At 68.2% G+C, this 7,209-nt stretch carries 8 protein-coding genes; 7 read left to right on the top strand and 1 reads right to left on the bottom strand.

Features of this window, described 5'->3' with window-relative positions; translation table 11 throughout:
• The first annotated feature begins 166 nt into the window (after nucleotides 1–166).
• The 4 genes from QZ433_RS09775 (at nucleotide 167) to QZ433_RS09760 (ending at nucleotide 2,160) form a co-directional block, all read left to right on the top strand.
• A complete protein-coding gene (locus QZ433_RS09775; RefSeq protein WP_295782626.1) occupies nucleotides 167–877 on the top strand; it encodes a hypothetical protein in 711 nt (236 codons plus the stop codon).
• Complete coding sequence (locus QZ433_RS09770; RefSeq protein WP_295782623.1) at nucleotides 874–1,203, top strand: hypothetical protein; 330 nt, start codon at nucleotides 874–876, stop codon at nucleotides 1,201–1,203. Before QZ433_RS09775 ends, QZ433_RS09770 begins: the two co-directional genes overlap by 4 nt.
• 75 nt (nucleotides 1,204–1,278) lie before the next feature.
• Complete coding sequence (locus QZ433_RS09765) at nucleotides 1,279–1,611, top strand: hypothetical protein (RefSeq protein ID WP_295782620.1); 333 nt, start codon at nucleotides 1,279–1,281, stop codon at nucleotides 1,609–1,611.
• Nucleotides 1,612–1,869: 258 nt separating this feature from the next.
• Nucleotides 1,870–2,160: a hypothetical protein gene (locus QZ433_RS09760; RefSeq protein ID WP_295782618.1), complete on the top strand. Its 291-nt coding sequence runs from the start codon at nucleotides 1,870–1,872 to the stop codon at nucleotides 2,158–2,160.
• A 12-nt stretch (nucleotides 2,161–2,172) separates the two neighbouring features.
• Here the strand turns inward: QZ433_RS09760 and ppgK are convergent, their stop codons facing one another.
• Nucleotides 2,173–2,958 carry a polyphosphate--glucose phosphotransferase gene (gene ppgK / locus QZ433_RS09755; RefSeq protein WP_295782614.1) on the bottom strand — a complete coding sequence of 262 codons (786 nt, stop codon included), beginning with the start codon at nucleotides 2,956–2,958 and terminating at the stop codon, nucleotides 2,173–2,175.
• Between the two features lie 96 nt (nucleotides 2,959–3,054).
• On the opposite strand from ppgK, the gene QZ433_RS09750 reads away from it, so the two are divergent.
• The 3 genes from QZ433_RS09750 to QZ433_RS09740 all read left to right on the top strand — a co-directional run.
• Entirely contained in the window at nucleotides 3,055–3,255 is a 201-nt protein-coding gene (locus QZ433_RS09750) for an SPOR domain-containing protein (protein WP_165801240.1), read from the top strand.
• A gap of 22 nt (nucleotides 3,256–3,277) precedes the next feature.
• Nucleotides 3,278–4,618 carry a type I glutamate--ammonia ligase gene (glnA, locus tag QZ433_RS09745; protein ID WP_108320108.1) on the top strand — a complete coding sequence of 447 codons (1,341 nt, stop codon included), beginning with the start codon at nucleotides 3,278–3,280 and terminating at the stop codon, nucleotides 4,616–4,618.
• 10 nt (nucleotides 4,619–4,628) lie between these two features.
• Nucleotides 4,629–7,209 (top strand): bifunctional [glutamine synthetase] adenylyltransferase/[glutamine synthetase]-adenylyl-L-tyrosine phosphorylase (locus QZ433_RS09740; RefSeq protein ID WP_295782608.1); only part of this gene is annotated, 2,581 nt, incomplete at its 3' end.

Below are 7,209 nucleotides of genomic sequence, written 5' to 3'. Positions count from 1 at the left end.
CGTCCTATCCGATCCATATGCGGTCGCCGCTGATCCCGCACCGCTCGGGTCCCCGGGGGCCTGATACCCGTTTCCGGTGCTTCATTCACCCGCTGAGACCACTCACGAGAGGGGCTCGGGATCGTCGCTAGCTTCTCGCTGGTGCGAGCCCGCTCGGGGCTCGCGGATGGATTGGTTCAAAGTGTTTCCTCGCAAAACGTTGGCAGCCCTTGCCCTCGCCTTCGCTGTCGCCACGGCCCCTATCGCCGCGCCACCTAGTCAGGCCGCCGACTTCAATCCCGCCGACGTGGTCGTGGAGGACCCCACCACAGTCACGGTCATGGGATTGGCCGATTCCGAGGTAGGAGACACCGTGCCTGTTGTCGACCTCATCGAAAAAGCCGAGGAGGTCGGACAGGACATTCAGGACGAGCTGCTCGGCGCCGGGCCGGAAGAACCAGGTGCACAGAGTGGCGGCCAGTTCGCGTTACCTGCGATAGCCCGCCGAGCCTCGCTACCCATCAAAACGGCCGCGGATCCCGCGTACTCGATCTACTCGCAGTGGTGGGACAACAAATACATCAAGGTCGCGGTGCGCAACGGCACCACTTCGTGGGGATGGCAGCACCTGCAGAAACACAACGTCAGTCTCGCGATGCTCCAGAAAACGACGAAGTTTCCTCGCAACCGCTATATGGAAAATGGAAGTCAGATTTACGTCACTCCTGCAAATCAGTACACCTGCTGGCTGGCGTCCTGCAGAATTGATCGAACTATGGATGTGAAAGTCGTCGTGAACCCCACTCGTCTGAACGACGGGGCACCGCGAGGGGTCATCTCGGCCTACTGTCTAGGCCCGACCGTCTGCCCGACCTGGGTGAGGCAGGTCGCCGGGTGACCGAACTCGATTTCGCTGGCCCCATCGCACGAGAGTTCGAAAGCGGCATGCTGAAGTCACTCTCGCTCATTCGAATGACATTCGCGAGCGGCGGAGTCACAATCGAATTCACGGCACATGAGCTCTTTCCGGGACGTTTCCGCCTACATGTTCCGCTGCCTCAACGCCCGCACGATCGCCTGTGGGATCTCTATGATGATCTCGCTACTGACGTCGTCGAATGGACCCGATGGGGAATCGCGGTCCCGCTCCGCGAGGCTCACGAGACACAAGCTCTTTCAGGTCGGAGAGGCGAGGACGGCGTGATGACCCTCCACATGCCCTGAGCTGTTAGGCCAGTGCCCCACCGCGTACTGCGAGGGGCCAACGGTCTGCCCGGCCTGGGTTCGGCAGGTTGCAGGATGACAGAACTCGATTTCCTCACGCCCCTCCGAGACAGCTTCGGGCCCGGCCAGTATCTGCGAGCCTTTCGCCTGACCGGTCCGACGCCGGATCAGGGCGGGGTGACGGTCGAATTCACGGCGGAGCAGCCCTACGCGGGCGCTTTCCGTCTGTACGTACCGCTCCCCGAGAAACGCGGTGATCGACGGTGGAACAGCTACGACGATCTCGCGCAGACGGAATCGGAATGGATTCTCATCGGAATCTGCATTCCGCTCGAAGAGGCCTATTACACGCAGGCGCTGTCGACCCCCGCGGACCGCGACGGAGTGAAGACGCTGACGATGCCCTGAGTTGTGGCTGCGGCCGCCCCGGTGCCGGACCCGGGATGAAATCTGGCCGTCCCCGGGGTGAAGTCGGCTCCTCATCTCCCACCCGGACGACACAACGGTCCAACCCGATCGCCGCCGCGCGCCGAATACCCCGCAGACCCTCCTGAGCGCCCCCTGCGCCCAGGGGGGTCGCCTTCATCCACGCGAGGGAGTCCACCCCCACCTCCGTGTCGGACATATGTTCTACACTCGGACTCGGCCGGGGAAGGGGTCCGGTGCATGGGGTCGACGAGAGTCAGCGACGAGATGGTCGCGCGGGTTCTGGCATCCATCGCCCCCTGCACGCTGCAGCCCGAAACCTGGGGGTCGCACCCGATCGAGTGGTATCCCGACAAGCGCGCGGTGTGGGCGTGGATCACCTGGCCCAACCGCGCGGCCACGCGCGAGCCGGCGTGGGCGACAGGCGGCAACGACCGGGTCGTCATGCTCGAGGTGCCCTGCGAGGGCGGGCACTGGGCGCCGGTGGTGTGGCGCAACGCCGTCAGCGTGCGCCGGGTGGATGCCGCGTGATGCCGCCGCGGCCTACTTGACCGCGGGAAGCGCTTCAGGAACGGGCACGGCGAGGGAGGCCGCCCCGATGATGCCCGCGTTGTTGCGGTGCTTCGCCGGGACGATCGGCGCACGCAGGTTCAGCAGCGGCAGGAAGTGCTCCGAGTGCTTCGACACCCCGCCGCCCACGACGATCAGGTCGGGGCTGAAGAGGAACTCGACGTAGTCGTAGTACCACTGCAGCCGCTTCGCCCACTTCTCCCACGACAGCTCCTCGCGCTCGAGCGCGGAGTAGGCGGCGAAGTGCTCGGCATCCTTCTTGTGACCGGCGCGCTGCAGGTGACCCAGCTCGCTGTTGGGCACGAGCACACCGTCGTAGATCATGGCCGAGCCGATTCCCGTACCGAGCGTCGTCAGGATGACCAGACCCTCGACGCCCTTGGCCGCGCCGTAACGCACCTCGGCGATGCCGGCGACATCGGCGTCGTTCGCGAAATGGATGTCGCGCGACAGCCCTTGCTCGAAGAACTTCTCGGCCTCGAAGCCGATCCACGCCTTCGACACGTTGGCGGCCGACAGCGTGCGTCCGCCCTTCACGATCGCGGGGAAAGCCACTCCCAGCGGCAGATCCGCCGGCGCCTCGAGCGTCTGGAGAACCTCTTTCACTGCGGCGAGGACGTCGGCGGGTTCGGCTCCGGCGGGGGTGGACACCTTGACCCGGTCGCTGATGAGCTCTCCGGCATCCAGGTCGACGATCCCGGCCTTGATGCCGGTTCCACCGATGTCCACTCCGACCGCACGAGACGCATTCGTTGCCATACCCCTCAGCCTATCCAGCCGCACGGTCGGCATCAGTAGGATCGGGGGAGCACCGGCGTTCTGCGCCGGGACGCACGACCCAGGTGAGGAGCCATCGTGAGCGACGACAAGAAGTACTGGTACAACCTCGAGACCGGCAAGGTCGAGCAGGGCTTCGAGTCGCCCGCGATCGATCGCGCCGGCCCGTTCGACACCGCCGAAGAGGCGGCCGCCGCTCCCGAGCTGATGAAGAAGCGCGCGAAGCAGTGGGCCGACGAAGAGGCACAGGACGACTGGGGCTCGAGCTCGGCTCGCTGACCCCCCGAAACGAGGGATGACGATGGACAAGCAGCGCGATTTCGTCCTGCGCACGATCGAGGAGCGCGGCGTCAAGTTCGTGCGCCTGTGGTTCACCGACGTGGTCGGCACGCTGAAGTCGGTGGCGATCGCCCCGGCCGAGGTCGAGGGGGCGTTCACCGAGGGGCTCGGCTTCGACGGGTCGGCGATCGAGGGTCTCACGCGCTCGTACGAGTCCGACCTGCTCGCGCACCCCGACCCCACGACGTTCCAGATCCTGCCGTGGCGCGGTGAGATCGACCCGACCGCGCGCATGTTCTGCGACATCACCACGCCCGACGGACAGCCCGCCGTCGCGGACCCCCGCCACGTGCTCAAGCGCACGCTGGCCAAGGCCGCCGACGCCGGTTTCACGTTCTACACGCACCCCGAGATCGAGTTCTACCTGCTCAAGTCGTCGCAGCTGGGCGCCGACGGCCGTCCGCAGCCGGTCGACTCGGCGGGCTACTTCGACAACGTCCCCGGCGGCACGGCGCACGACTTCCGTCGCCGCTCCGTGCGCATGCTCGAAGACCTCGGCATCTCGGTCGAGTTCAGCCACCACGAGGGCGGGCCCGGCCAGAACGAGATCGACCTGCGGTACGCCGACGCGCTGACCACGGCCGACAACATCATGACCTTCCGCACCGTCGTGAAAGAGGTCGCGATCGAGCAGGGCGTGTACGCCACCTTCATGCCCAAGCCCATCAGCGGACAGCCCGGCAGCGGCATGCACACGCACCTCTCGCTGTTCGAGGGCGACATGAACGCGTTCTACGAAGAGGGCGCGCAGTACCAGCTGTCCAAGGTGGGCCGTCACTTCATCGCGGGGCTCCTGCGTCACGCCAACGAGATCTCGGCCGTCACCAATCAGTTCGTCAACTCGTACAAGCGCCTCTGGGGCGGCGACGAGGCTCCGAGCTTCATCTGCTGGGGCCACAACAACCGCTCCGCGCTCGTGCGCGTGCCGCTGTACAAGCCGAACAAGGGCCAGTCGACGCGGGTCGAGTACCGCGCCCTCGACTCCGCGGCCAACCCGTACCTGTCGTACGCGCTCATGCTCGCCGCCGGCCTCAAGGGCATCGAAGAGGAGTACGAACTGCCCGCCGAGGCCGAGGACAACGTGTGGTCGCTGAGCGACTCCGAGCGTCGCGCCCTCGGGTACGCGCCGTTGCCCGCCAGCCTCGACCACGCCCTCGAGTACCTCGAGGAGTCCGAGCTCGTCGCCGAGACCCTGGGCGAAACGGTCTTCAAGTACGTGCTGCTCAACAAGCGTCGCGAGTGGCAGCAGTACCGTGCCCAGGTGACGCCGTTCGAGCTCGCGAGCAACCTCGAAGCACTCTGACGGCCGACCGATGACCTCGGGCGATCGCTCCACCGCGCTCACCGCCCTCGCCCGCACCGGCTTCTCGCGCCTCACCGAAGCAGACACCCTGCTCGGTGAGCTCGAGGAGTCGGTCGGCGTCGGTCGAGCGGATGCCATGCAGCTCGCGCAGCGTGTGGCGGATCCCGATCGCGCGCTCTTCGCCGTCCTGCAGATCGCCCGCCGGGATCCGTCCGCCGTCCGTGCGGCCGCGGCCGACGCCGGGGCCTGGCGCGCGCTGTGGGACGTCGTCGGGGCGTCCGACGGCTTCGCCGAGTTCTACCTGCGTCACCCGGACGAGCTCGTCCACCTCTCGGGCGCGGGGCTGACCCTGCCCGACGAGCCGACGATGCGCGCCGAACTGCTCGACTCCGTCGGCGACGACGAGGGGTTCGCGACGGACTCCTCGGACGCCGCCTGGGTCGCGCTGCGGGTGCGGTACCGGCGACTGCTGGCCCGCATCGCCGCGTACGACCTCGGCCAGGACGACCCGGCGGCGGCGATCGACGTCGTGTCGGCCTCGCTCGCGGACCTCGCCGGAGCCGCTCTCGAGGCCTCGCTGAGCGTCGCGCGCTCGCGCGTGGCATCCCCGGGACCGGGAACGTTCCCGCGCGAGCAGGTGGCGGCGACGCGATTCGCCATCATCGCGATGGGCAAGACCGGCGCCCGCGAGCTCAACTACGTCAGCGACGTCGATGTGATCTTCGTCGGCGGGTCGGCCGACGAAGAGGTCGTCTCGGAAGCCCGGGCGATCGACATCGGCACCCGTCTCGCCGTGCAGACGATGCGCGGGATCTCGGGGGCCGAGATCGAGCCGCCCCTCTGGGAGGTCGATCCCAACCTGCGTCCCGAGGGCAAGCAGGGGGCGCTGGTACGCAGCCTCGCCTCGCACCGCCAGTACTACGACCGGTGGGCGAAGAGCTGGGAGTTCCAGGCTCTGCTCAAGGCGCGGGCGATCGCGGGCGACGCGACCCTCGGCGCCGAGTACGTCGCAGCCGTACAGCCACTCGTCTGGCACAGCGCGGCGCGCGAGAACTTCGTCGAGGGCGTGCAGCGCATGCGCGAGCGCGTCACCGATCACATCCCGGCGTCCGAGGTGAATCGCCAGCTCAAGCTCGGGCCCGGCGGCATCCGCGACGTCGAGTTCACCGTGCAGCTGCTGCAACTCGTGCACGGGCTGAGCGACGAGCGCATCCGGCAGCGGGGCACCCTCGAAGCGCTCGACGCCCTCGTCGCCGAGGGCTACATCGGCAGGTCCGAGGCGGAGGCCTTCGGGCGCGACTACCGCCGCCTGCGTCTGCTCGAGCACCGCCTGCAGCTGCGCGGGCTCCGCCGCACAGCGCTGCTGCCCGAGAAGGACGATGACCTGCGGGTGCTCGCGCGCGCGTCGCGACTGGCGGAATCGGCATCCGGGGTCCAGGCGGTGTGGGAGGGGATCAAACGCGAGGTCCGCGACATCCACGTGCGCCTGTTCTACCGCCCGCTGCTCTCGGCCGTCGCCGCGCTGCCCGAGGGTGAGCGCACGCTGTCGACCGCGCAGGCGCGGGACCGTCTCGCGGCGATCGGATTCCGCGACCCGGCGGGGGCTCTGCGCCACATCGCCGCGCTGACGAGCGGCCTGAGTCGCAAGGCGTCCATCCAGCGGCACCTCATGCCCGTGATGATCCGGTGGTTCGCGGACGGCGTCGATCCCGACTACGGCCTCCTCGTGTTCCGTCGCATCAGCGAACGACTGGGCAACACCCCGTGGTTCCTGCGGATGCTGCGCGACTCCGCGGGAGCGGCCGAGAGCCTGACCCGCGTGCTGTCCGGATCGCGCTACATCGGCGAGCTGATGGAGTGGATCCCCGAGTCCGTCGCGTGGCTCGACGACGACGCTCTGCTGCGTCCGCGTTCCGGCAAGGCGCTCGAGGACGAGGCGCGCGCGATCCAGACCCGCTGGAACGACATCGACGACGCGATGCGCTCCGTCCGGGCGCTCCGCCGCCGCGAGATGCTGCGCGTGGCCATGGCCGCGGTGCTCGGCATCGTGTCGCTCGAGGAGCTCTCGGATGCGCTGACGACCATCACCGAGGTGACGATCCAGGCGACGCTGCGGGCCGTCCGCCGCGTGGTCGTCCCGCCCGAGGACGACGACCTCGACTTCGCGGTCATCGCGATGGGCCGCTTCGGCGGTCGCGAGATCGGCTTCGGGTCGGATGCCGACGTCATGTACGTCTATCGCGCGAACGGCGTCGACCCGCAGCGCGCGAGCCACCTCGCGCTCAAGCTCGTCGCGGGTCTGCGCGAGCAGTCCGAGGACCACCGTCTACCGCTCGACCTCGACGCCGAGCTGCGCCCCGAGGGGCGCAGCGGGCCCCTCGCTCGCTCGCTCGACGCCTACGCCGAGTACTACCGGCGCTGGTCGCTGTCGTGGGAGGCCCAGGCTCTGCTGCGCGCCCGGGGCGTGGCGGGGAGCATCAAGCTCATCCGCGCGTTCATGGAGCTCGCCGACGAGGTGCGCTATCCCGTCTCGGCCGACCAGAACGGCCTGCGCGAGATCCGCCGCATCAAAGCGCGCGTCGAGAACGAGC

The sequence above is a fragment of the uncultured Microbacterium sp. genome (assembly GCF_913776565.1).
In the GTDB taxonomy this organism is placed as follows: domain Bacteria; phylum Actinomycetota; class Actinomycetes; order Actinomycetales; family Microbacteriaceae; genus Microbacterium.
Note: the sequence above shows the minus strand (reverse complement) of the source record. Positions and strands in the feature narration are given on the sequence as shown.

Excerpts from the sequence above, each read along its gene's own strand:
- QZ433_RS09775 (WP_295782626.1), top strand. The coding sequence starts at position 167 with ATGGATTGGTTCAAAGTGTTTCCTCGCAAAACGTTGGCAGCCCTTGCC.
- QZ433_RS09765 (WP_295782620.1), top strand. The coding sequence starts at position 1,279 with ATGACAGAACTCGATTTCCTCACGCCCCTCCGAGACAGCTTCGGGCCC.
- QZ433_RS09760 (WP_295782618.1), top strand. The coding sequence starts at position 1,870 with ATGGGGTCGACGAGAGTCAGCGACGAGATGGTCGCGCGGGTTCTGGCA.
- ppgK (WP_295782614.1), bottom strand. The coding sequence starts at position 2,958 with ATGGCAACGAATGCGTCTCGTGCGGTCGGAGTGGACATCGGTGGAACC.
- glnA (WP_108320108.1), top strand. The coding sequence starts at position 3,278 with ATGGACAAGCAGCGCGATTTCGTCCTGCGCACGATCGAGGAGCGCGGC.